This is a genomic window from Paenibacillus sp. FSL H7-0442 (assembly GCF_038593105.1).
Classification (GTDB): domain Bacteria; phylum Bacillota; class Bacilli; order Paenibacillales; family Paenibacillaceae; genus Paenibacillus; species Paenibacillus polymyxa_D.
Map to the genome: position 1 here is coordinate 4,135,036 of NZ_CP151963.1, position 24,890 is coordinate 4,159,925.

At 46.3% G+C, this 24,890-nt stretch carries 18 protein-coding genes; 1 reads left to right on the top strand and 17 read right to left on the bottom strand.

What is annotated here, in order from left to right; genetic code table 11:
* Positions 1-22: 22 nt before the first annotated feature.
* The 7 genes from MHH57_RS18325 to MHH57_RS18355 form a co-directional block, all read right to left on the bottom strand.
* The gene (locus MHH57_RS18325; protein ID WP_340886183.1) at positions 23-1,900 is read right to left on the bottom strand and encodes a serine/threonine protein phosphatase; all 1,878 of its coding nucleotides are present in this window, start codon (positions 1,898-1,900) and stop codon (positions 23-25) included.
* Positions 1,901-1,922: 22 nt separating this feature from the next.
* The gene (locus MHH57_RS18330) at positions 1,923-2,753 is read right to left on the bottom strand and encodes a protein phosphatase 2C domain-containing protein (protein ID WP_340886184.1); all 831 of its coding nucleotides are present in this window, start codon (positions 2,751-2,753) and stop codon (positions 1,923-1,925) included.
* A gap of 35 nt (positions 2,754-2,788) precedes the next feature.
* Positions 2,789-3,316, bottom strand: a complete 528-nt coding sequence (locus MHH57_RS18335; protein WP_028542470.1) for an FHA domain-containing protein — start codon at positions 3,314-3,316, stop codon at positions 2,789-2,791.
* Between the two features lie 67 nt (positions 3,317-3,383).
* Positions 3,384-3,932, bottom strand: a complete 549-nt coding sequence (locus MHH57_RS18340; protein ID WP_029515681.1) for an FHA domain-containing protein — start codon at positions 3,930-3,932, stop codon at positions 3,384-3,386.
* A gap of 32 nt (positions 3,933-3,964) precedes the next feature.
* Entirely contained in the window at positions 3,965-4,414 is a 450-nt protein-coding gene (locus MHH57_RS18345) for a DnaJ domain-containing protein (RefSeq protein WP_029515682.1), read from the bottom strand.
* 130 nt (positions 4,415-4,544) lie between these two features.
* Positions 4,545-4,970, bottom strand: coding sequence for a hypothetical protein (locus MHH57_RS18350; protein WP_013311475.1), 426 nt, complete (start codon positions 4,968-4,970; stop codon positions 4,545-4,547).
* Positions 4,971-5,089: 119 nt separating this feature from the next.
* Complete coding sequence (locus MHH57_RS18355; protein WP_023989860.1) at positions 5,090-7,258, bottom strand: hypothetical protein; 2,169 nt, start codon at positions 7,256-7,258, stop codon at positions 5,090-5,092.
* Positions 7,259-7,898: 640 nt separating this feature from the next.
* Between MHH57_RS18355 and MHH57_RS18360 the strand changes: the two genes are divergently transcribed.
* Positions 7,899-9,986, top strand: a complete 2,088-nt coding sequence (locus MHH57_RS18360) for a vWA domain-containing protein (protein WP_340956514.1) — start codon at positions 7,899-7,901, stop codon at positions 9,984-9,986.
* A gap of 43 nt (positions 9,987-10,029) precedes the next feature.
* Here the strand turns inward: MHH57_RS18360 and MHH57_RS18365 are convergent, their stop codons facing one another.
* The 10 genes from MHH57_RS18365 to MHH57_RS18410 form a co-directional block, all read right to left on the bottom strand.
* Positions 10,030-10,941: a serine/threonine-protein kinase gene (locus MHH57_RS18365; protein WP_029515684.1), complete on the bottom strand. Its 912-nt coding sequence runs from the start codon at positions 10,939-10,941 to the stop codon at positions 10,030-10,032.
* A 177-nt stretch (positions 10,942-11,118) separates the two neighbouring features.
* A complete protein-coding gene (locus MHH57_RS18370; protein WP_342434376.1) occupies positions 11,119-12,372 on the bottom strand; it encodes an OFA family MFS transporter in 1,254 nt (417 codons plus the stop codon).
* 190 nt (positions 12,373-12,562) lie between these two features.
* Positions 12,563-13,327 (bottom strand): LytTR family DNA-binding domain-containing protein, encoded by a 765-nt coding sequence (locus tag MHH57_RS18375; protein ID WP_029515686.1) that lies wholly within the window; start codon positions 13,325-13,327, stop codon positions 12,563-12,565.
* Positions 13,324-14,985, bottom strand: a complete 1,662-nt coding sequence (locus MHH57_RS18380; protein ID WP_176715758.1) for a sensor histidine kinase — start codon at positions 14,983-14,985, stop codon at positions 13,324-13,326. Before MHH57_RS18380 ends, MHH57_RS18375 begins: the two co-directional genes overlap by 4 nt.
* A 36-nt stretch (positions 14,986-15,021) precedes the next feature.
* On the bottom strand, positions 15,022-15,270 hold the full coding sequence (locus MHH57_RS18385) for a hypothetical protein (RefSeq protein ID WP_029515688.1): 249 nt from the start codon (positions 15,268-15,270) through the stop codon (positions 15,022-15,024).
* 189 nt (positions 15,271-15,459) lie between these two features.
* A complete protein-coding gene (locus MHH57_RS18390) occupies positions 15,460-16,956 on the bottom strand; it encodes a methyl-accepting chemotaxis protein (RefSeq protein ID WP_342425128.1) in 1,497 nt (498 codons plus the stop codon).
* 284 nt (positions 16,957-17,240) lie between these two features.
* Complete coding sequence (locus tag MHH57_RS18395) at positions 17,241-17,882, bottom strand: 50S ribosomal protein L25 (protein ID WP_029515690.1); 642 nt, start codon at positions 17,880-17,882, stop codon at positions 17,241-17,243.
* A gap of 232 nt (positions 17,883-18,114) precedes the next feature.
* Positions 18,115-20,649, bottom strand: coding sequence for a type I pullulanase (gene pulA / locus MHH57_RS18400; RefSeq protein WP_342434377.1), 2,535 nt, complete (start codon positions 20,647-20,649; stop codon positions 18,115-18,117).
* A gap of 255 nt (positions 20,650-20,904) precedes the next feature.
* A complete protein-coding gene (locus MHH57_RS18405) occupies positions 20,905-22,560 on the bottom strand; it encodes an ABC transporter ATP-binding protein (RefSeq protein WP_342434378.1) in 1,656 nt (551 codons plus the stop codon).
* On the bottom strand, positions 22,553-24,706 hold the full coding sequence (locus MHH57_RS18410) for a DUF454 family protein (RefSeq protein ID WP_342434379.1): 2,154 nt from the start codon (positions 24,704-24,706) through the stop codon (positions 22,553-22,555). The genes MHH57_RS18405 and MHH57_RS18410 overlap by 8 nt, the downstream gene beginning before the upstream one ends.
* Positions 24,707-24,890 lie beyond the last annotated feature (184 nt).

Here is a 24,890-nt window from a genome sequence, read left to right on the forward strand (position 1 = left end):
CAGCTTCATTGAACATGAAAACTTAACTTCCATTCGCAGCAGCCCGATCTTGGTTCTCTGAATCAGACGCTCCTTCTGCTTTAGAAGCGGAATCAGCAGTTCCTTGTTCTTTGCTGGTGCCCGCCTTGGCCGAAGAGGCATTTCCATCGCCCGTACCGCTATTTTTTGCCGCTGAAGAGACTTCCTTCTTCGCGGGTGTAGTTCCCGCTGAAGCCGTTGGCGTAGCCTTCGTTTGCGATTCTGCAGCAGGGGTTGCAGCGACGGAAGCTGAAGCATTACTCGCTGCGTCCCCTGCGTCCGTGTCGTTCAACGCTCCGTCAGACAATCCCAATCCAGCAGGAAGCTGACCGTTTTTCTGCTGCTCAGCGCTCTGCTTTTCCTCCGCCTTGGCTATGCTCCGCTCCAATGCCAGAACACTTTCGAGCTTATCGATCTCCTGATAAATTTCCTGTGCCCCGCTATAGGCATCAATGGCTCCTTCATAATCGAGATCCTTCATCATTCGATCCCCTTTAGCCTGAAGCTTGCCAGCTTGAATCTCCTTGAGCTGCTGCTGAATAGCAGTCAATTTATCGTTGGCCTCGGTAATTTTCTTCTCCAGTTCTTTTTGCGCAGACGTATAACCGGATTCCATCGCAGCCTTATTTGCTTTTTTGTACAGCTTGAGTGCATTCGTGTAATCGCCGCCCTGAAATTTCAAATCTCCGTCCTTCATCCAGCTCGCCGTCTCAGCATAGCTGTCCAGTTGGTCGATTTTATGCTCAATATCCTTCACATTGAAAGGCGGGTACAGACCAGCGCTTTTCCGTGCTTTCTCGTAGCTGGCTTCAGCTTTGGTAAAGTCCGCCTTTTCCACGTAGCCGTCTCCGTCCACCAGTAATTGAGATAGTTTCTGCTCGGCTGTATATAGTCGCTTATGAATCTTATCGTTAATTTTAACCGCCGCGTTTTTCGCTTCACTGTAGGACTTGAGTGCCTTCGCATAATCTCCTGCCCTGGCATAATCATCCGCGGCCTGTGCCGATTCGACCATCGTTTCCAGCGCAGCCGCCTTGTTCGCTGCCATACGCGCCAGTGTAATCCATGCTCCCCCGCCCACGATTACAAAGGCGAGCAACGCAATCAAAATCCGTTTGATCAGCTTACGGCGGTTTTTAGGCTTTTCCTGAAAAACTTTATTTACATAAATGGCCGCAGCCGTGTAATTGTTCACCGTCCGGTGCTGTTTGCTTAGCAGAACCTCTTCCAATGTGTCCGTCAGCATGACCGGATCCTTCGCTTCCTCTAGCGCCCCCAGCATTTCCGCCAGCTCAACGTCCTCCCACATCCCGGATGTGGCGAGCAGGATTACATCTCCATCTGCAAGCTGGGTCTTTTTGGCGTAATGGGCATGAACTCCATTCGGATTTCCCAAGTATTCCAGCAGATTACCTCGTTCCTCATGTGTGCTGGTCGCTTCGTCTGGAATGCGTCCATCATCTGCCAATGACTGAGCCAGACTATGATCCTTGCTGCGAAAATTAAGCCTTCCATTGCGAAAATGATATAGCCGCACATTACCGCACGAAACGTACACCATTTTGTTGTAGTTGGTCACTACCATCAGCAGACTGGCTTTGAGCCGAACACGACGGCTTTCAAATTGCAGCCATTCCTGCGCTTCACGCAGATCTCTCATCAAGCGCCGCTTGGACATGGAAGGCTTCTCCATGAAGTTTTCAAGCACCGTTTTGACAACCATTTCTGCGCTGCGCAGCTCCTGATCCGAATCCAGACCGTCTGCGAGGACATAACAGGCCATGTCGTCCGTCTCCATGAATGCAAAATAGTCCCGGTTGTCTATGTAAGAGCCCGCTTCCGACACAAAGGCGGTACTAAAATCGCTGTTGTCCTTGCGCATCGCTACCCCCGTCTTTCTTGTTTCATCCTATCGCCAAAATAAGTACTGTTGCATTATCCTGACTTTTAAAGCCTTTATCATTAATGGCGTCGATCATGGCATCCGCTGTTTCCTGCGGTGTTCCACCCTTGCGCATAATCTCTTCCAATTCAATCTCCGTCAGCGCCTCCTGAATGCCATCGCTGCACAACAGCACATGATCGCCCGAATACAGACGAATCGGTGCACTCCCCAGTTCCATGCTCTCAAAGCCCTCATAGCCCAAGTAGTTGACCAGTTGATTGCGCACTGGACTCGTTTTGGCTTCCTCCGAGGTCATTTGTCCAGCAAGCACTCGTTCCTCCAGCAGTGTTTCTGCTGTATGCTTGGAATTGACTGTTTGGAAATGACCATTACGGTAAATCGTAATCAGGCTGTCACCCACCGCTCCGTAATGCAGCTGATATCCGCACACAATGACCGCAGCCAGCGTCGTTCCTCCACCCTGTCCATTCAAATTTTGCAAAATGCCGCGATTGCTTTGAGTTGCCGCTTCTGCAAAATAGCCGTTCAAATTCGTTGCATCTTCCAGCTTGGCAAATGCCTTTGTAAAAGTCGTCACAGCCAAGGTACTGGACATACGTCCATTGGCCAGTCCACTAATACCGTCTGCGACAACAGCCAGCGTACCGACAGTTGTCGTCATACTGGAGAAATAATCATCCTGCTCGCTCCGGCTCCCGATCGTTTGACCATTTCCGATTTCAATTCCACTTACGGTACGGCTGCCGGAACTTCGCGTCAGTCGTATACGGATCATGAGAAGAACAGCGAATAGTACCGCAGCTCCACTTACAACAAAATAAGGCTGCATATCGTTACCTCCCTGCACCATTGCCCAATTCCATCCTAGTTTTCGTTATCCCACTCAAAATGGGCGCCACACAGCGGGATAAAGATAAATTTGCTGTGTCCCAGCTGAATCACGTCATAGGCAGCCAGCTCTGCTGGTGAATATACCGCCTCGTTATTGTGGTACGCCAAACCCGATGAATCGCCTGGCAGCAAGTAAAAGTTGCGTTTCTTCGGATCATACACAATAACCGCATGATTTCTGCGAGAAATCGTGTTGTCCCCGATAATGCGGACATGCATTTCCTCTGCGCGCCCGATAAAGTTCTTCTCCGCCATAATGCGATAGTCCTGACCCACCTGTGCTCCTTCGATGCATACCAGCCATCCAGTTACCGGATGAATCCCCACCGTCTCACCCAAATACGGCATTGTTTTGTCATTATCTCCCGCGACGTTTGTTTTCGCTGCTGGCTCCGCGCTCTTGGGTGCAGCTATATTTACTACCGTGTTGCAATAAGGACACGTATTTCCGTGCTTTCGTGTACTGAACATGTGTCCGTTCGGGCATCTTGTCAAACTCATAGTCGGTTCCTTCCCCCATTGTCATGATTGTCTTTTCAGCGATCTGAGGATTTTGCAGCATCCTCATCTATTTAACGAGCACCCTTGTATTGGCAATATATAACAAGTCACCTGAGTAAATCCGGTATGGCTCACCGCTTTCCAATTTCTTGGTTACACTTTCGTTGGCAGACCGCAAGCCTGTACCATTACCGGAATCCACATCTTCCACAAACCAGTCGCTGTTCACCCGGTTGAGTACCGCATGTTCCACACTTACCAGGGAGGCATAATCTGTACCTGCCAAATCAATATCCGCCTCCGAACGTGACGTCGTTTTGCCGATTAAGAGCGACGTTTCGCCTTCGATATACCATTCTTTAATGGACTCGCCCTCTTCATCAATCAACACCAGCTTGGCAATCCGCTGACGTTGTGCCCTTGACTTGGCCACAGGTACAACGGACACCAGATTGCGCAGTATGTATACAAGCACGCCGATTCCAATACCTGTCGCGACCACGGTTTTCAAACCGCTGTAGCCTGTACGATTAAACACATAAAAGGCGATCGCCAGCATCAGCCCGAACATGGCAACATCTATGATGAAAACCCATCTGTTCTGCGCCGTTTTCACTGCTTGCTTCCCCCATTTCTATCCTGAAATCATCATTTTTTACGAATACCAAAAAATTGGTTAAACATCGCTGAGGTATCCGTCGGATCACCGGATTTTTTCGTTTTTTTCCCTGGTGAGCCTTCCTTCGTTTTCGGATGAAAACCAAAAAATTGCTCAAAATCAGTTCCTATATCAGCCGGATTGAATCCTTTGGCTGCCGTACGCGCACCGCCGGAAGATGAAGCCCCTCTCCCTCTCTCTTGCTGTTTCCCGCCAGCTCCCTCGGTTTTTCGGATGAGCTCGGCATCGTATGCCTGCCGCAATGCTTCGTCACGCAATGTATTGTAAGCCTCGTGAATCAGCTTAAACTTGCGCGTTGCTTCCTCGCTTCCCTGGTTGGTATCAGGATGATACTTTTTGGCCAGTTTACGGTAAGCCTGCTTAATCTCTGCCTCCGAAGCATCCCGGCTGACACCGAGCAGCTCATAGTAGTTAGTCATTGTGTGATGTTCCCCTCTCCGAAAAAAATAAATATTAAGAGACCCGTAGGCCTCTTAATATTTATCCACCCTGCACTTGTGTGCCGGGTGAGTGTGTGTTTAAGCTGCACTTAACGTGAAGACGTTAAGCTTAAACCGGATATCCGCCGTCGATTGTAGCCAGCTCGGTTTTGTCTTTCTTTTGTTTGATGTAGAGTGTAAATGCACCTACACCTTCTGTGTCGCCGAAGTGCTCGTTGTAGTCTACAACGAAAGCATTCGGGAAGTGGATTTTACGCACAACTTGATCAGCTGCGATAACTTCCAGTGTTACTTTACGGTAGCTGTCTGCTTTTTCAGCAGGAACCAGAGACCACAAAGCCAGTTTCAGCGTGTCATCCGCGCTGTCACCGTCTACTGCTGTGATGATTTTGCCGCTGATGCGCAGCGTGGAGCCTACGTCAGTGGAGCGTGCATTGGAATCGTCCGGTGTATCGGTGTCATAAATAACCGTTTGGATGTTATCCAAGCCCAGCTCAATTGTTTCTTGTCCTTCTACTTTCAATCTGAATCCCATGTGTGTTGCCTCCTTGAAATTAGGTAATATGATGGCGGAAGAAGCAGAGCTTCTTCGCGATTTATGTATAAAGGCGGTTCTAGAAAGAAACGCCTCTAACATCTTTCGTAGGGCTCGGATCATGATTTGACCGAGCTGGTTCCTTTAGTGATCATGACTTCCAGGTTCTTCACATTACCGTTGAAGACCAGGTCGATATGGCACATATTGCTTTTCTCATCAATAATGAAGCTCATATCGTCTCCGTCCTGAATGATCGAGTTAACAGATCCTCTGCTGCTCAGCCACTTGCTCTTCTGACTGCTCGGATTGTTACTGAAGAAGCGGACGATATTTTCGTGTTTGAAGTCCCCTGTCTGGTAGCGCAAAATACGTTCAATGTACGTGCTGACCAGCGTCTTGTAGATGGAGTCAAAACCGTCCTCAGACATCGCCATGCTTCTCGCCTTGTAGACGGTAATCCGGCGGATATCCTTATCCTGGATCTGTGCATTCTCGGACGAGAATACAAAGCCGAAGTTTTTACGGTTGATGGCATCCTTGATCGTGTTGGTGAAACCGGTGATTTCCTTGGCCATCGTCGTCACCGTGCGCAGACTGTTGTCTCCTGCCTCGATATCGAAGCGTACGCCAGGGAAGTTCTTATTGACCGTTTTGAACGTCTCACGCAGGTATTCAGGACACTGATAGGAAGCGACCAAGCCGGCGGCAACGTAGGCTGCACCTACATAAACGCCCTCGATCCACAGCTTGAGAATATCCTCTTTCTCCTTAGAGAGCTGTACACCATCTTCGGTCTGTAGCATTTTGCTGTCGATAATGACACCCGATTTGTCCTTCGGAATAATCGTAAAGTTCGGTACACAAGGAATTGCAAATTCGCTATATTCTCTGCGAACGAGACTAGCGCATTTATCGACATATTTATCAATGCCTGCTGTTGCCATACTGTTGAAAGTCGTTTCTTCACCGGATTCAAAATTAAAGAACATTTGAATTTTGTAATCCTTCACGACTTGCAGCAGCATCGAGAGCGATTCCATTGAATTGCCGCCCTGCTTAACGACCTTCTCGTTGCCCTTGAAGCGTTCACGTGAAACTTTTACCTTACCGGCTGCTTCCAGCTCGACGGATGGAACGATACCGAACCAGATCGTGTCGCTGAATTCATTCTTAGCATTCACCGTGTTCAGGTACGTTTCCAGGCGCGGGATATTGCTGCTTTTTACCAGCATGTCCAGCTTGTTGTTCGCCACCAGCATTGTCGGCAGCATGCCTTTGCTCTTCGTTGCATATTGATCGAAGAACATTTTGACACCGAGAATTTTTTCCACAAGCGGCTTAACCGCCTTTACGAAATCATCCTTGGCATTTTTATAGAACTCCAGATACGTGTTGTAGTTCTGAACCTCAACTGCTGTATCCACCTTGGTCTGAACAGCTGGCAGTGGCACAAACGTGCGAACTACCAAATCCTTCACATAATCAGAAGGCGTATCTGTGATAGAGTTATAATCTTCTTCGAATACTTGAGAGAGATCGCCAGTGCTGTTCTCATCCAACAACATCAGCTCAGTGCTGTCGCTCTTCGGCGCTTCAATAATTTTCAGTTCGCCGCTTTCCCCAATGGAGAGCATGCCCACCTGGATCAGTTCACCGGAGTTTTCCTCTTGCGCGCCACCGAGCAGAAGGCGGGTTTTGATGTCCTCAATTGCCAGTGGAAGCATAGCCATAACGTTGTTGTAGTTTTGACTCGCTTCCTCGAACATGCCATTCAGCTTGTCACCCATGTCAAGTTTCTTCGGGTCACCATCATCCAGCTTGTCGTATTCACCATACATATAGTGAATTTCTTTGCGGACTTGGCGAATATCATCCATGACCTTTTTCGGTGAAATCATATCCAGCAGATTTTCAAATTTGAAATCTACATTAGTGATTCCTTGACTGCGCTTGGTATCGATGAGCGTAAACAACATTTTCAGAAAGTCATTACTTTGATTTACACGAATTTCAGAAATGCTATCCTCATCAATTCCTTCTGGCTTTTTAAGGGTGTAGACGACTTTTTGATTGGCCGCGTTAAAAAACGAATACACGGTCGGTGAAAACTTATCCAAAAATTCGTCAAAGCTGCGCACCAGAAGGTGCTGATTAATCTCCTTGATCTTCTCATCGCTCAAGCTGTCAATACCCTTCACATCACCTACTATGGTGATCAGGTCCAGCTTTTCCGGGTTAATCTCTTCAAAAAGCATTGTCCGGTTGGTTTGATAAATGATTTCCATCGCTGTCGGCAAATGAATAAAGTATGAGTTATAGGTCCATTGCTCCATACACGGACACGGGATGTCCAATTTGAAACGGACGAATACTCATTTTTAGTTCTTTTGCCTCCTCCCCCCTACTTATACATTTAAATTCGTCAAAGGATTGAGCTTATACCACATTTATGGTACAGGCATGTAACCTCGAAAATCGGTCCGAAGCGTTATTCGGCTTTTAACGGCAAAGCATGCAAGTGAGATGTTTTTTTAAATCACAAAGTCAGATAACACAGAAATTTTAAATTTATGATTTCGTATTCCTAACTTCAATCCCAATTTTTGCCGTTGATACGAGAGCTATCATACAAAGCACCCTTCAGTTTTGTCAATTTCTGTAGTCTCAGATTGAAACAGGGCATTTTGACTCATTTTATGCGTGAATACGTAGTTTTTATGATATGTTAGACCTGTTTCTTCAGGGAAATATTCACAAATGGAACTCAATTACCGATAGAAGTCCATTGGATATTTCTGATAAGCGTAAAAGAATCAAATTCATGGCTAATGTGAGGGTTATCAGCTGTTTTGATCCTTTATCCCTTATATCCCAAGGATTAGGAGAGTTGATCCCCTCACGTTGGCCTCGGCGATGGAGGAGCTTATGTTCAGAATAAGGAAACTAGCGATTATTGTTTTCATGACTTTTGTACTATTTTTACAAATGGGCTTAAATGGGGAAATTTGCAGTGTAAATCAGGCTAATGCAGCATCTTTAGGTGCTGTCCCGATCGAGGGTTATGATGCCGTTTTTGTATTGGATACCAGTTATTCCATGAGGGATACCGATCCTGAGGGCATTGCCGCGGAAGTCATCAATATGTTTATGGATTTGAGTGATGCAGACCGCACACGCGTCGGATTCGTTGCCTACAATCATCACGTGGTCGCCTCGAAACCACTCACTTCGATTGCCGTGGCAGCGCAAAAATCCCAGATCCAGCAGGAAATCAGAACACTTAACCGTTCCGGTTATACGGATTTGGGACTTGGGTTGCGCAAAGGCTCGGAGCTTCTAGCCGCAGGAGCATCCCAAGGGCGTCAGCCTTTTATGATTCTATTGTCAGATGGAGAGACTGATTTTGGTGCCTCCTCTGGTTCCCGATCCAAAGGTGACTCCAATAACGATGTATCCTCTGTCATCAAATCTGCACAGACCAAAGGATATCCGGTGTACACGATTGGTCTGAACCATGATGGCACAGTGAACCGACAAGAACTCGAACGGATCGCTTCTCAAACGGGTGGAGCTTCTTTTATTACGAGTAGTGCCGAGGATCTGCCGGAAATTCTGAACCGTATTTTCGCCAGTCAAATTCGCTCCAAGCTCGTTCCAATTGCTGCAATTACGACCACTGGCGAGATGCAGGAATTAACTGTAACTCTACCTGATTCCAGTATGGAGGAAGCCAATCTGGTGCTTTTGTCGGAGCATCCCCTTCTGGAAACACAGCTATATTCCAATTCAGAAAATGTCCGCAGGTACAAGTCGAGCCGATATGCGATTTTAAAAATCGAGCATCCACAGGCAGGCAAAGTGAAGTTGAAACTACGGGGCATACGCGGGGATTTGGTGAAAATCAATTTACTTGGCAGCTACCGACTGGAAGCCGAAGCAACCATAGGAGGAAAGCAAGCATCGGCAACTCATGGCGACAAGCCTGTGCAGTTGCTGAAAGGTCAAGCCACACCGTTTCAAGCTCAGCTCCTGTTACCCGACAGTCAAAAGCTTACGGATGAAGCCGTATATACGTCTCTCCAAGCCCATATTATTGTTACTCCAAAGGGGGGCACAGCCAAAAAGGTGCCTATGACCTATAAGTCAGGAGCCTTCCATACCGAATATGCGTTCCCTCAAACCGGGGATTATACATGGCAGCTATCTCTGGATAGTCCGCAATGGTACCGTAAGGGAACTGTACATAAAGTTCACGCGGCCAATGCAGCGCCACAGGTCTTAAAAGACCTGACGATTCACCTGGTGAAAGAAGACGGTGATTCCCGTCGAAGTGTATCGGATTTTATTGTTGACCCGAATCATGACAAGCTGAACTATAAGTTGGATTCAGAAGCCTCTGGGGATGCGATCCATGCTGAGATTAACGGTAATGATCTGCTGCTATCCGAGCTCCGCACAGGTGACTCTCAGCTAAAGATTACTGCCACCGATCCGGAAGGAGCATCCAGCAGCGCTACACTAACCGTTACCGTACAATCTCGGTATACAGCCATTAAATGGACAGTAGCCATCAGTATCGTGGTAGCCGCTCTTCTGTATTGGTTCTTGCGGCCGAAGCCGCAGTTTGCCGGAAGAATCGAAGGATATTTTCTCGCTACAGCAAGTGGGCAGGAGATTCCGGTAAAATCCTGGCCGCTCACCTCCTTTCCGGGTCGTAAGGTCAGCTTGCAGGAGTTGTTCCGTACGCTTGACGTTCACGAACCGTTGCCAGAAGCGGAACGGATCCTATTTTCCGCAGGTAAAAAAGGGAGCCTGATCGTGAAACATGATACACGCTGTGCCTTACAGCATGGAAAGATCAGATTAGCTCGCAACAAAAAAGCGGTCATGGAGTACAGTGACAAACTGTACATTACATTCGAGGATGGTGTCACTGAAATCGAGCTGCGATACAAAGCGATTAAACCAAATACTTCAGTGTACACCGACCATATCCAAGCTCCGACAGGATAATGTCGGTCACAACGTAAAAAAAGAGAAGCGCCGTCTCTTACGATTAACGAACCGTAAGAGTAGGGCGCTTCCCTTTTTTTATCCAATATTCCGCACGTAGTGCGGCTTTAAACCATCGAAGTGAGCGGCAGCGCTTGTTAGCCTGTACCTCCAGACCACGCCGAATGACATACGGCAGCAGAGAAAGTCCCGCATTTTCAATCTGAATCCGCTCAGCATGATCTGCAAATAATCGGCCTGGCACATCTGGCGGAGGTGTTCCTTTTCGGCAATAATACAGCGTAGCGGCCAAACTATAGATATCCGACACAGGTCCCTGCTGCGAACGATTAGAGTAAAATTCCAGCGGAGAATAGCCCGCCGTGGTGAAAATCGGATGCTCTTTGCCTTCAAAATGCACAGCCGAACCAAAATCAATCAGCTTGACGTTGCCATTTTCCCCAATCATAATGTTGCCCGGCTTAATATCCCGATGAATAATTCCTTTGTCATGAATGTACTCCATGGCATCAATTAAAGGTAGCAGCGTATGGTACAAAAAAGTGGGGTCATACGTTGGCGCAGCCTCTTCTTTCATCATTCGATCCAGTGTCTTGCCTGCACAGTATTCCATGACCAGATAGGCAGTTCCATTTTCCTCAAAGTGATCTATATAACCGACAATTCCCGGGTGACTTAACTCCTTCAACATTTGCCCTTCACGCAAAAAATAATGCATAAACTCCACGTATTTGGATTGCATAGAAGCACCGCAAGTGACCGTTTTTCGATCCATCCCCCGCAAAGCCAGTGCATTCGGAAAAAATTCCTTCACAATGACCTTTTCTCGGTTATCCAACAGCCTTGCCGTATACACGATGGCCAGCTCACTGCGGGACAAGGCGCTTCGAATTTGATATGTATTTCGCAGCTTCGTATTGCGGGCAAGCAGATTCCCGCTTGTATCCACGATCATGACTCGTCCTCCTGTCAGGTTCTTAGCTTATGTCTTTTGTATATATCGGCTTATTACACATCTTTTTATTATACCGTAAAATAGATTATTGGAAAAACAAATAACCTGCCATAATCTCCCACAGAGAAATGATGACAGGTCTTTTGGCATTCATCTGGTCCTTTTTTCTCAAATCCTTTAACCCAGTTTTGTTCCGGGCTTCATGCTACGCACACTGTTCGTATTTTTCTTCCGTTCACTGCGCAGTTTGCCTTTACCTTGTTCTGGAGTGCGAATGGTAAGGGCAATCAGGAACGATACGACGCACAGCACAGCAATTGTGGTAAAGGTCGGGATGAATCCGCCGAGCAAGGCTGCGATAAATGACCCCGCCAGCGCACCAAGGCCAAAGCCTTGATACACAATACCATAGTTTTTACTTTGATTTTTCAGTCCAAAGAAATCAGCTACGATGGCAGGAAAGACTGTAATGTTGCCGCCGAAGCAAAAAGCAATTCCTGCTACACAGGCAAAGAACAAACCATAATTCAGCGGTACCAAACTTAACACTGTAACTGCAGCCGCCGTTGCCAGCAACGCACCCGCTACTACTTTCAAACGACCTACTTTATCCGATAGCGCACCTAAAATGATCCGACCCGCCGTATTGAAAATAGCGACCATAGCGACCGCATTCGCGGCTGTTGCTACATCTAGGCCGGCCATCCGTACGCCGATATCTTTGACGACTCCAATCAGGTATAGACCACTCATACAAGCGGTAAAGAACATGACGAACAGCAGGTATGCCTGCTTGGTGCGCAGCATTTCTTTTACGGTGTAGTCCCGCTGTACAACCCCATTTTGTACCGAAGGCTTGTTCACGACTACAGCTTCTTTTACCAGGAAAGAACCACCCACAATCATGATCAGCACGATCATTCCCCAATATAAGAACGCTTGCGATACACCAACGGACTGAATCAACGAACCATTAATATACTTGAATATAAGACTGCCTGTTCCATATGCCCCAACCGAAATACCGGAAATAAGTCCTTTTTTCTCAGGAAACCATTTAATCAGATTAGAAAGTGATGTAATATATGCCGTTCCATCCGCAAAACCTACGACAATACCCGCCAAAATATATAGCAGGGATAACGAAGTTACCTGTGAACTGAGCATGAGCCCTGCTCCTAACACGACACCTGCACACAAAATCAAACGACGTAGTCCCCATTTATCCTGTAGTTTGCCTGCGAATAAAGTAGCAAATGCCAGTGCAAAACTGGTAATTGAAAATGTAATGGCAACCGAACTGAGGTTCCAGCCAAAGCGGTCCACCAACGGTTGATTAAATAAACTCCATGTGTAAATGGTTCCTAATCCCATCTGGACAATGATTGTTCCAAGTACGACAAGCCAACGATTTCCGCTGTTTGTTTTCATTTCAATCTCCTCTTTTCATTCCGGCTCTACAGCGTCAATTTGTGATTATGATAACCGGGAATCCAGTATACTTTGCGCCTGAGGAGGAGCAAGTCTGTAAGGATTCTCTCTACACGGGTTATTATAACCCTGCATGTCAGCCAGAAATCGTTTGAGGAATGAAATGCACATATAGCGGAATGAAATGCCTTTAAAGTCGCATAATTTGCCGAAATTCCTTGGCCTTGCTACGGCTTACTGGAATTTCAGCCTCTAGTCCACGCAAACGCAGGAGATACGTATGATTAAACCAAGGTACAATTTCACGGATCTGCGACAGATTAACTGTGTACGATCGGTGACAGCGGAAAAAGTCCTGCTGCGGCAACCGGCTATGAAATTCTGAAATGCTCATCGGCATCGTATATTCTTCGTGCCTAGTAAAGACACGGGTCACCTTTTCCTGCGCACACGCATAGTAAATATCGTTCGCATCCGTTACGATGATTTTGTCATTTTTCAGCAGATTAATACGACCTGGCGCAGCAACGGTGCTGGCTTCAGCAGCTCGGGGTTGCGCCGTCTGGACAGGCTCCTGTATTGGAACGTTCTGCTGCTCATAAGCATTTTCCAGCTTACGTAGCATAGATGCGATCCTTTTTTCATCATATGGTTTGAGGATGTAGTCGAACGCCTCCAGTTCAAAAGCCTGCGCCGCATGTTCTTTATAGGCGGTCGTAAAAATAATATAGGGCTTTTTGGCAAATTTGCTAATGTTCTGTGCCAGTAGCATCCCGTCCAATGAAGGAATGTTAATGTCCAGAAAGATCGCGTCCGTCTCCTGATCTTGCAGAAACCGAAACACATCTAGCCCATCCTCGAAACTATCGGTCACCTCAATGTTGCTATGAGTCTGAATAAGATACTCCAGCTCTTCACGTGCCGGAAGTTCGTCTTCTACAATTATGGCCTTCATGACTTCTCCTTTGGTATGTCAAAATAAACTTCGGTGCCCGGCTCATGCTTTAGAATAATAACTCCTTCGCCGTACATAAGCTTGAGCCGTCTGTGCACATTGTACAAGCCGATCTGTTTAGCCGGAACCCGATCATGATACAGGTTATCCACAACATCATCGCGTATACCCACCCCGGTATCTGCCACAGAAATACGCACCTTTTCTCCACGATCCTTTACAGAAATGGTTACTGTACCTGCCCCCTTTTTCTTGAGGATTCCATGATTAATCGCATTCTCAACCAGGGGCTGGATAATAAGGCTTGGAATACGCACAGACACCTCATCCATTACATACTCTACCTGAAGCCGGTTGCCGAAGCGTGCTTTTTCAATTTCTACGTAATCAGACACCTGCTGAAGCTCCTTATGAATTTCAATCAAATCATCATTCAGCTCCAAATTATAGCGCAGATAACCCGATAAATTAATGATCAGCTCTCGGGCCTTATCCGGCTTGGTGCGTGTCGTCGAGGCAATGGCGTTCAACGCGTTGAACAGAAAATGAGGATTGATCTTAGTCTGGAGTGCCTTTAACTCGGCCTTATTCGCCGCTTCCTTAATTTGCTCCACACGCGATACTTCCATTAACGTGGAAATGATTTGAGACAAGCCAATCGCCATCGTCTGCAACGGATACGTGATTTTATAAGCTTTGCGATAATAAATCTTCAACGTTCCGGTTACTTCTCCCCGCTCCTCTAACGGGATAATGAGCAGGGACTGGATTTGGGGTGTTTTATCGTCTGCAATATGATTGCGGATCGTGATTTTACCGCTGCGGATTGTCGATTTAGTCACATCGCTAATGATCTCATCTCCGATGTGATAACGCTCTTCGCCAAAACCGACATAGGCCAGCACATCTCTGGTATCCGTAATCGCCACCGCGTCTGCCTTGATGTCTTCTTTTATGATCGAGCAAATCGTATGCAAGGATTCGGCATTAATGGAGCGAAAATAAGGTAACGTCTTATTGGCAATATCCAGTGCCAGCTTGGCCTGTCTGGCCGCGATATTCTCCTTTTCCCCCTCCACACTCTGGATCAACAGAACGATTAAACCGATACTGACTTCTCCGATAATCATCGGTAGACCAATCTTGGAAACGATGTCCACTCCAAGGCTATGGGGTTGTGCCATCACCATAATGAGCAGCATCGTCAACGCTTCGCAGACCATACCTGCGGCGATACCGACCAGCCATCTCTTGGAACGATTGACCCGGCGGCCGATGTATCCTGACACCACACCTGCCAGAATACTCGTAATCAGACACGGAATCGAGGTCACTCCCCCGATATCAATCAGATAACGATGGATACCCGATATAATACCTGTAACGATCCCAACCCAGGGTCCAAACAAAATACCGCCTGCCATAATTGCTATGATTCGAACGTTAACAAGCGAACCTTCAACTTCAATCCCGGTGTAGGTGCCGAACAGTGCAAACATGCAAAAAATCAATGTTAGTATGGCCAGCTCTGCCGGAGAATGACTGTTCTTTTGCAAGGTTTCCTTAAATCGGGGGATACGTGTAATAAAAAATAAACAAATCAGTAACAACGCTGCGCGCTCAAACAGCTGCATCAGCATTTCCAACAAGGCGTTCACCTGCGTTCCTCCCAAATAAAAACGAATATGCTTATGTTATCGTGTACGTCGTTCATACACACCATACCCAAGTATCATCAAGCCACATACGAATAAAATAATAACAAATATATTGTCAACAAAACTCGGCATATCAGGTTCTGACATAGAAATGCCCGAACTATTCAATTTAACAGGTACGGAATTCGCAGCCCATTGAATGACCGCTATAAAGCGCTCCATCGTATATATCACTCCGCTACCCAATAGGCTCAACACGCCGAATAACAAATATTTAAGCTCCATAAGAATTTATCCCCCCTTAGTTACAAAGCATTTAAACTGCCACAAATTATACCATCAACTTCCATCTAATTATAGCTTCTAGAAATCGCCTCTTCTTCATTTCCCTTCTTCAAACGCAGAAAAAAACCGGAGAGTACCGCTTGATAGCGATACTCCCCGGCTCTCTAGTCCGATGAAGAAGCTTGTCGGTTATTTGCTTTTGCTGATTTCGGTAGGACTGTTGTACTCCTTCTGATCATGTACCAGTTCTTTTAATTGGATAATCAACGCCTCTAGCTCACTAAACCCGGTCACCATATTGGAGGTTATATTTCGTTGTTCCTCTACTCCAGCCAAAATTTGTTCTGATGCTGCACTCGCCTGTTCCGTTACACTTGAAAATTCCGTCATCTCTTGAACAACCTGAGATGAATACTGCTGCATGCTATTCGTACTGTTTTCCACATCCACGGCCTGCATCAGCACTTTATTGGCGTTTTGCAGGATGTCTTCCAGTACAATTTCGGTCGAATGTGCCGATTCCATACTTTGCTGTAGCCTGTGCTGTCCCATGTCAAATTGGCTTACGACAGAATCCATCTGAGTTCTCAGTTGAGTCAAAATAGCTTCCATCGCCACCGAGGTGTTCCCTACCATTTCAGCCAAATTACGCACTTCGCCAGCTACGATGGCAAATCCTTTTCCATGCTCTCCCGCTCTGGCGGCCTCAATGGATGCATTCAAGGACAGCAAATTAGTTTGTTTCGAGATTTGAGTAATATCTTTAAGCATGGCAGACATGTTATCACTTTGTACTCTAAACTCGTCCAGTTCTTCTTTGGTACGACTCATGACTTGACCCAAATCCTTAATTTGAGACGTCAATGCAAGCAGTTGACTGCTCCCTCTGTCCCCGGCATTTTTCGTATCTTCGGAAAGCTGCTTCAGTTCTCGGGAATGATCAGCTACCTCTCGCACGTGCTGGTCAGATTGAGCCAAGTTATCCGTAACCTCGGTGATATTCGAAGCTTGCATTTCTACCCCTTTGGCAACCTCCTGAAATCCGATAGCGACTTCATTTGTCACGCTGCCCGTCGCATCTACTTGATTCCTGAATCGTTCTGTAAAGCTATGCAATCCAGCCACTGCTTGTCTAACTTGCTCAAACAGAAATTCAATTCGTTGCCTTGTAGCATCGATATCTTTATTTTGCTCTTCACTTTTCTTAAACTGCTTTTGATTTAACACCGACACCACTAACAGTAGCAAACCAATGAGTAAAACAATAATAAACTCATGCACATAACGCAAAGAACCGGTAGCCGGGGGAATTGCGGGCGTACCGATTGTTATTTGCACAAAAATATTACAGAGATTTAAGGACATAGCTACCAGAAAATATCGGTAAGATGGATACAGCAAAAACAAAGAGCAGATTAATATGGTGGTCACTACCTCGACGCTAGATAAGTTCAAAAATATACACATTAATACGCTAAAAAACGTAGTAATCCACGGAATAAGGCGGATTCCTTTCTTTTTCACATTCAGGATCGTTAAAACTGCCGCGACTACAAATCCTACACCATTAGATACCCACATCGAGGGATTAGATAATGCCGGGACGATGCCGCTCAAGGCCATAATCCAAAAAATAATGATCACCAATTTGTTTCTTTGCCACAACAATTCACTCGTTCTGTCCATGATTGTGTACGCGCTCCTTAGAATATATATTAGGTATTTATAAAATAAAAATGTAAATACCATACTTTATATATCGTCATATCAGAACACGTAGTGAATGAAAATCATGCAAACACTCCACATTCCCTTTAATCGTCAAATTACAACAGGACAACTCTTAAAGGGAAAGAGTATGTAATTGTAAATAAATGAATGCAAAGAATCGCCCCCCTGACAGGGAGCGATTTTGAATTCATTTTTGATGATCTTTGCAATTGGAAAAGGTTCATGTACCACTGATAATATTAGGATTCCTTGTTTTCAGAAGCCTCTTCAGCGCCTTCGGTTGCCGCTGCATCACCTTCCACAGCAGCATTTTCTACTTCAACTGCACGTGGAACGATAATAGAAGCAAGCAGTTCTTCTTCAGGGACGTGCAGTGTTACTCCTTTAGGGAGTTTCAAGTCGCTAGCGCTCAGCTTGTCGCCAACATCCAGCGCGGATACATCCACCTCAATGGTAGATGGCAAATCAGCCGGAAGACCTTCGACCTCAACTTCCGTTTCCTGAACTTGCAGAATACCGCCTGTTTTTGTACCTGCAGGTGTACCCTGATAATCAATAGAAACACGCACGCGAAGCGGTTTGTTTTTGGAGATTTTCAGAAAGTCGGCATGCAACCATTGGTTATCACGCTGTTGATAATCTTTAATAATAACTGGAATGGTTTCTCCACCCTCTACTGTGAGGTTAAACACCTCTGAACGTCCGGTTTTGACTACTTTATTAAATTCCTTGGCATCGACATGTACAGGGGTTCCTTCAAGCTCAGAGCCGTAAACCACAGCTGGAATCCGTCCTTTTAACCTCAATCCACGAATGGCCGAACCCTTCTTCTCTGTTCTCGGCTGGGCGGTCAGTTGAATACTTCCTCCATTAGAACTCATGATATACAACCTCCTTCAGGTTACCTTACAAATGATTTTCCTCCAAGAATCTTGCCTGTTTACCAGTCGTACTACAGGATGTAAGCCAGCTAGCTGGCAAAACTAAACAAGTCCATAATTTTATTTTACCCCTTTTTTCTGAAACTGACACACGTTTGCATAAAAAAATAGCATTTCTCGAAATGATCGAAAAATGCTATTTTTGTGTATATACGCAACCAAGCACGCAAGTCTAACCGGCCCGATTATCATTTACCAGTAACAAATATTCTTCTCTGCCACTATGAATCAGTACCTGCATCACAGACTGGTTCTGGTCTATATCAATATATCGATCTGCCTCAACATCCTTGGCATCCCAGTGATTAAGCCGGACAATGTAGCCAATTCGCTGTATATCAGGAGCCACCTGAATACGCGCTATTGCACGACCGTCATCCAAATCCCGAAATTCGACATGTCCGTCGCGATGCCCAGTTCCCCATACCCATACGTTCCAGCCAGTGTATTGCCGATCCGTACGCTCGTAGATCAGTTCAATCGTACGAAATGGAGCGACTTCATTATCGTTTCCAAGCTGCACATCTGTCAAAGCCATGGCTGTACCTGCAATTTCTTGATCTGTTCCCTCATCCGAGTCTTCCAATTCGTTCTCCGCCTGACGATTAGCCTGATCTTGTTCAGTCAAAAAGGAGACTCGTGCAGGTTCTTCCTGATCATATAACACCATCATTGACCAGCGCGATACAGTTACACGATGGCCTACGACTTCATACCGTGTCTCATTACCAGCCCCGTGTGCGTCCACGACCACATGCCAACGATCCGATTCCGCAGGCAATACTATCGTCTGCTCCGTATCCGAGCCGTTATAAATCACCACAATATGATTCCAGGCATCGCCGTTAGCATGGTGCCTCAAAGCAAAGGCCACCACATGCCCACTGCTTTGCAGCACTTCCATGTGCTGCTCCACCAGCTCACGTTGGTCCATTCGGAATGCTGGGTGGCTGCGTCGCAAAGCAATTAAGCCTTGGTAGTAATCAAACACGGGGCGAAACCTCGCCTTGTTATCCCAATGAATCGCATTGACCACATCTGAGCTCCGGTAACTATTGTGGTCTCCATATTTGGAGCGCAACAGTTCATCCCCTGCATGAATAAAAGGAATACCTTGAGATGTGAGTACCATGCCGTTGGCCAACAGGGACTTGCGCACGGTTTCGTCCTCTAGCAGGTTATTTTCATCCAGTTCCCCATACGGATCTGCTTCGGCAACAGCATGTTCAGGTGTCCTCCCATCCTGTGGCTTCCCCTGCTCCCATTGTGGAAAACGACAGTGCTCCCGCAAATGTCTTACCGTCAAAATTTTATCCCACAGATTGAGATTATCGTGGGCAGTTACATAATTGACGGTCTCCGATGGCTGAGCTGTGAAATCATGAATAGCCCCAAAAGCACCTTTGAGCACCTGCTCCTCCTGATGTTCTGCCCCCGTGGCAAACCCGCTTCCAGTACCGTCGCTATCCCCCTTAATAGCAGAACGGTAGTTGTCGTTAAAAACAGCAAAGCCTTTGTCCCGTTGTGTTCCTTTTAGCGTAAGCAAGGGTTGTGGAGATTCTCCTCCCGTCCAAGGCTCACCATAGATCAGCAGATCCGGACGCACTTCAGAGCGAAGTTCTTGCGTAAGCTGCACCACGGTTGGTGTATCAATCAGACCCATCAGATCAAATCGAAAGCCGTCTATATGATATTCCTCTGCCCAATAGCGTAGTGAATCCTTGATATACTTGCGCACCATCGGACGTTCGGTTGCCACCTCATTGCCTACACCTGATCCATTGGTGAGCTGCCCTTGTTCATCCGTGCGGTAATAATATCCAGGTACAACAGGCTCAAATGGCCCCTGTTCCACCGAATACGTATGGTTGTATACAACGTCCATAATGACACCGATGCCGACAGAATGCAAAGACTGTACCAGCAGTTTCAGCTCTCGTATACGTGCCTCCGGATCAGCCGGATTGGAAGAATAAGACCCCTCCGGCACATTATAATGCTGGGGATCATAGCCCCAGTTATATTCAGTATCTAATTCCGCAAAGTCATTCACCGTATGAAAATCAGCTACCGGAAGCAAATGAACATGTGTAATGCCCAGTTCCAGCAGATGATCCAGCCCGATACTGTTCCCCTCAGGATCCTTCAATCCCGTATACGTAAAGGCCTCAAACCGTCCCTGAGCAGCAGATAAGCCTTTTTTCCCTGTATTAAAATAGGTATCCATCGAAAAATCACGCACATGAACCTCATAGAGAATGGCATCCGTCGGCCGCTTAAGGGTAGGCCCCGCATCCAATTCCCATCCATCCGGGTTGGTTTGAGCCAAATCAATGATCGCTGTACGTTGCCCGTTGGCTGATACCGCTGTGGCATATGGATCGGCAGCATAATGAACAGTGTTGTCCGCCCACTCCAGCCTGTACATGTAATAATATTTGTTCCAGTCACCTTCCAGCTCTATAGACCATACCCCTTGATCATCACGGATCATGAGAAATTCCTGGCCCCCGCCGTGCTCCTGAACGTTCCCCTCCTGATCGTACGCCCCTGCATCGCTATACAACGCTATATGGACCTGCTTCGCAGTCGGGGCCCATACCTTGAACTTGCTGCCCGCAGGCGTATAAGTAAGACCCAAATCATAGCCTTCATATATGGGATATTTTGTGTGCTCAAGCTCTTTAAGCTGATTGAAATCTGACATTTCTGTTCACCACCCATTTCTGTACATCGGCTTACAGCCTCTGTTCATCCATCATTTATGATGTTTATGACTTGTCAATATACCTTAGGATTTTATAAAATCTTCACCTAATAGGCTAACAAAATAAGACAAGCTTGAAAAGCTGGATGATTTAAATAAGGATGACGCTTCCATTTCAACACACACTCCATTTTATGACAATACCATGAACAGGCTACAACTTTTGCCCTTAGGATATAACAATAGTTAGAAAAGTCAGGACAGTCTTCGATTATCCATTTGAAAAATATCATCAGCAATCCGCATGGTAGAACTTCGGTGCGAAACAAGGACAATCGTTTTATCTTGCTGCTGTTCCTTTAACGATTTTAAAATAATGGCCTCGTTCAGGCTGTCCAAATTGCTGGTAGGCTCGTCGAGCAGTAAGAGAGGCGCATCATGGACAAAGGCTCTGGCCAGCCCCAAGCGTTGACGTTCTCCACCAGACAGCCTGTCCCCTAATTCTCCAACTCGGCTGTCATACCCTTGAGGCAAGGTCATAATAAAATCGTGCACGGATGCCTTACGCGCTGCTTCCACAATCTGCTCATGTGTAGCATCATGCTTTCCGATTTTGATATTAGCTGCAATGGAATCATCAAACAGGAACGTATGCTGGTCGACATAGCTCTGTAAGCCTTTCAAATGTCGGGTCCCAATTTCCTTCAGATCGTGTCCGGATAGCAAAATTGCACCTTGCTGCGGGTCCCTAAATCGCATCAGCAACTTTAGCAGTGTAGACTTGCCAGAGCCGCTTTTACCCTGAATGCCTAAAATCCGCTGATGCGGTATCATGAGACTTACATCATTCAGCACCGTTTGACCATCGTATGAAAAAGTCACCTTGTCTACTCGTGCCCCAGTAAAGGCGACACTCATCCCGTCGATATTTTCCTCTACCTCCGGAGTTTCCTCCAATAGACTCAACACTCGTTCCCCGCTCGCCAGCGTTTGAAGCAAATTGTTGGACAGATTGCTTAGTGCGATGACCGGACCAAATGAACTAAACAGGGCAATGACAGAAATCAGCATACCTGTAAAGTCAACCTGACCATTAGACATACCGTACAATCCAGCCAGCAGCATCAAGAATGAGAATCCAACTACAGCCGCATCTGTGATGGCTCTTGTGATGCCTTCATGATGCTTCAAGTCCTTCTGCTTGGCATCCAACTGATCCGTACGACGGTTAATCTCATTCAAACGTTGTTCTCCTTGTCCATATTGCACAATTTCCTTCATCCCCCGTAAGCTGTCCAAAAAATAACTGCTCAGCTTGCCAAAGCTGCTGCGGTATTCCATCCCCTGACGCTTGCCCATACGTGACGTGAGCAGAGGAATAAATAAACCGACAGTTAGGTAAGCAAGCGCAGCAAGCCAGCCTAGCAGAGGCTCATAAGAACCGATAAAAAACACCATGAGCAGTGAGGTGATGATGCCAATCATAACAGGAGCTATCGTATGCGCATAAAATACTTCCAGCAACTCAATATCACTTGTAATGAGTGAGATCAGATTTCCCTTGTCCTTGCCTTCCAATTTGGCTGGAGCGAGTCTTCGCAGGGCTTGAAGCATCTTGTCACGTAGTACAGCCAGCAGCTTGAAAGCGAGATAGTGACCACTCATTTGCTCGCCATAACGGAATACCCCGCGCAGTACGGCGCAAACCACGATCGTTGTCAGCAAAAACGATAGGGTGTAGCCTGTCGTGATGCCCGTTGCTGTAAGCAGAGCCAGGGCTCCAAACACTATAATGCCAATAGCACAAACAAAACCAAGCACTCCTGTAACAATCGTGATGAGCAGCACAGGTAAAAGAGGTCCCGCCAGTACCAATAATTGGCCCATGATCCGTAATCCGTGTCTACGCATATACAGCCCCTCCTTTTCCAAACTGCTCTACCCGGTGTTGACTGAGATACATCTCCGCATAATGCCCCTGCTGGCTCAACAGCTCATGGTGCGTCCCGGATTCTGCCACCAAACCGTTTTGCAGCACATAGATACAGTCGGATTGGACTACGTTTTCCAGTCTGTGAGAGATAAGAATCACTGTTTTTTGACCTGCCAGCGCATGTATAACCTCCATAATGCCTTCCTCACTTTCACTGTCAATGTTAGAGGTGGCCTCGTCAAAAATGTAGACACGACTATCATGTAGCAATGCTCTGGCTAGTGCTAGCCTCTGGCGCTGTCCTCCTGACAGATTGGCTCCCTGCTCTTCCAGTTCTGCTTCCAGACCTCCTTCTGAGAGGATAAAATCATACAGCTTCACTTGTCGCAAAGCTTCCAGCATGTGTTGCTCATCCGCGTGCTCATTGCCCATTTTTAAATTTGCTTCCACGGTGCCTTTAAAAATATAGCTGTTAAAACCGATCCAGGTCATATGACGCATGCGGCTTTCTTCCGAAATATCGGTAAGCTCGGTTCCTCCAATCGTCAGGCTTCCTCGATACCCCTCGTGATGCCCAACAATCAATCCGGCTACCGTACTTTTACCAGAGCCTGATTCCCCAACAATGGATACAAAGCTGCCCTGGGGAATATCCATGGATACATTTCGTAAGGTATCTCTTTCGTCGTAGGCGAAACTCACCTGTTCCAGACGAATATCTGTGGTTTCTATGCTTTTTTGTCCTTGGATAAGGTCCTCTGTGCTCAACATTTGGAATATTTTGTCACTTGCAGCCATTCCGTTCATGGCGATATGAAAGTAAGAACCCAGAAGACGCAGAGGAATAAAAAATTCTGCCGACAGCAAAACAATGATGATTGCTCCTGCCAAGCCAATTCGTCCAGAAGAATATTCGCTTACCGCGACCAGTACACCCGCAGCGGCACCACCAAATGCGATAAGATCCATAATGGCCACGGAGTTAAGCTGCATAGTCAGCACTTTCATCGTCATTTTGCGAAAATCTTCAGCTGCTGTGTTCATTTCCTGATGTTTATCCTGGTCTGTTCCGTACATTTTGAGCGTAGTCAGACCTTGCACATTCTCCAAAAAGCTGTGGCCCAAATTGACGTAACTACCCCAATATTTCCGAAAAAGCTTTTTAGCCATCCTCATAATGACAATGATCGACACTGGAATTAAGGGAACGCAGATCAATAGTATAATGGCTGCTTTGAATCTGACAAAAGAGAGGGTAATGAATAACGTTACGGGGGCAAGCAGACTGTAAAATAGCTGAGGCATATATCTACCGAAATAGGTTTCAAGCTGCTCTACCCCTTCTACAGCAACCTGAATAACCCCCGAGGTGGAGGTATGATCTGTATATGCGGGCCCTATCTTCAGCAACTTGCTGTAAATTTGCGAGCGCAGCGTTTTTTTAGCATTTACCGAAGCACGATAGGATAACATACTGGCTGCATAATTGCTCAGGCAGCGAACTGCAATAGCAGCAATAACAATGACCGTCATAGATAGAATCAGCTTGCGAGTCACTTGTCCTTCCCATGCCTGCTGCATAACAAAGGCCATAGACAACACAGCGGCTATACTCCCCAAAAGACCGATCCACTGCACAAGCACACCCCATACGATATATTTTCGAGAATGTTCCACTAGACCGAGCAGACGGCTGTCGACCATTTTAGACTCTTTTTTTGGAGTAGGTGCAGGTGAAGATGATGGTGTTATTTTTGCTGCAGCGTTTCTCACTGTTCCGATTCGGAATATAAAGTAATAATATTTAAAAAGGATGACCAAGACGATGAGCGTTTTGCCCCACACATTAGGGGTGAAAATAAAGCCTATAATCAGCATCGTTGACGCTAAGCCCAATGTCGTGATTTTCGTAGACAGCTTCAACGACCTTGTTTGAACAAAACTCTCTAGATGCTTTTGGTACAGGGAGGTATTCGAAAACCACTGGTGAATCCTTTCGGACCCCCGCATAAAGAAAAAGGTCGCGAGCAGCAGAAACGGTGTAGTCGGTAGCAATGGTAGCACTACACCAATAACTCCAAGCGCCAAAAATAAAAACCCTAAGGTAATATAGATCGGTTTCACTATAATCCTCCCTAATAGTTATAATAGTAATGATTTCATTTTATAGATAATGATAATCATTATCAATATAAACAATTTAAGCAGGTTGTTATGTGATGTAAATCACGCATATAAAAATCCTCTTGAAGCACATCTCTACAGAACACGCTAGTGTTGATGTGGATGCTTTGTCTTCAAGAGGATT